The organism is Streptomyces sp. NPDC086080 (assembly GCF_044540255.1).
Lineage (GTDB): Bacteria > Actinomycetota > Actinomycetes > Streptomycetales > Streptomycetaceae > Streptomyces.
Window position 1 is genome coordinate 1 of sequence record NZ_JBITRU010000108.1, and the last position, 1,457, is coordinate 1,457.

Consider the following 1,457-nt stretch of genomic DNA (forward strand, 5'->3'; position numbering starts at 1 on the left):
TTGATCTGCGTCGTGTACGCCTTGCCGTCCACAAAGCGAGTATCCGACGCGGGCAGCCCCTTCGCCACGGTGTCGTAAGACCATGCGGCGCGGACCGTGCCGCCCTGCCTCAGCACCTCCCGCCGACCCAGAACGTCATAAACAGTGATCAGCTCAACACCACGGGCGTGAGAACTGAGAAGAAGTCACACTTTGACAGGTTTTCAGATGCTACAGATCTTATGCGTCAATTTAAGGGATCGGTGACGAGGCTGAAGCACAGACGAGTGGTCCTCGCCGGAATACTCACCAATGGCCCGATTATCTTGCCATTTACACCGATCACCTCAAAGTGATCTGCATTCGTGTTCACTTTTCCCCTGGTAGCGATCGAAGAACATTCCCAGCTGGGCTGTTGGGTGGGGGTAAGGGCTGCTACTGTCCACAAGATCTTTGCGAATATGGGCTTCCTGTGGGGGAATCTTGTCCGGATTGCGTCGCCCGTCATTCCGTCGCCATGCGTCTGTTCCCGGCAGACGTTTACGGATCATCTCAGTGACCCTCGTGGCGTATCTGCTGGCCAGTCTTCTGGGCGGACCGGTGGCCGCGGCCGCTGAGTTGGAGTTGCGTAAGCTGCAGCAGCCGGACCCAGTGCCGGTCACCGCCATAAAGGGCAAGAAGCTGAGCAAGCCCGACGAGACCGCCAAGCGCCCCTTCAAGCCCGATAGCAAGGCGCGCTGGCCCAGCCCAGGGGCAGCACCCCTCACCGTGGGCGGTGTGAAACAGAAGCCGCAGTGGGGTAAGGCCGGCTCACTGCCCGTCGCCATGTCCACGGCAAGGACACCGGGCAAGGCGACGGCCGTCGCGCATCAGACGCAGGTACAGGTGCTGGATCACGGCGCTGCAGAAGCAGTCGGCATCGACGGCGTCCTCGTAGCGGTGCAGGGCCACGGTCCCAAGAGCGGTCAGGGCCGCCTGAACTTCGAGCTGGACTACTCCTCCTTCGCAGGGATCTACGGCGGTGACTGGGACTCCCGCCTGGTCCTGCGCGAGGTACCCGCCTGTGCGCTGTCGACTCCGGGCAAGAAGAATTGTGTACCGGGCAAGGTCCTCGAGACCCGTAACGACCACAAGCAGAAGACCCTGTCCGCCGAGGTGACCACCAAAGTGATCGCCGACTCGGCCGAGGAAGCCGGCGTGCCGGTGCTGCAGCAGGCCTCTCCGGCCGGCCGCACCCGTATGTCCACGGTGACCGAGGGAACCACGCTGCTCGCTGTGACCGCCGCCCCCTCCGGCGCGAACGGCAACTTCACCGCCACGTCTCTGTCTCCGTCCGGCAAGTGGGAGGCCGGAGGATCGTCCGGGGGTTTCTCCTGGACGTACGGCATGCAGACCCCCAGCGTGCCGGGCGGACTCGAGCCGGACCTCGGTCTGTCGTACTCCTCCCAGGCCGTCGACGGGCGCACCGCCGCGACCAA

Annotated in this window: 1 pseudogene; it reads left to right on the forward strand. The window is 63.6% G+C overall.

What is annotated here, in order from left to right:
- Positions 1-534 precede the first annotated feature (534 nt).
- A pseudogene (locus tag ACIF9R_RS38285) lies at positions 535-1,457 on the forward strand (RHS repeat protein); the annotation flags it as partial.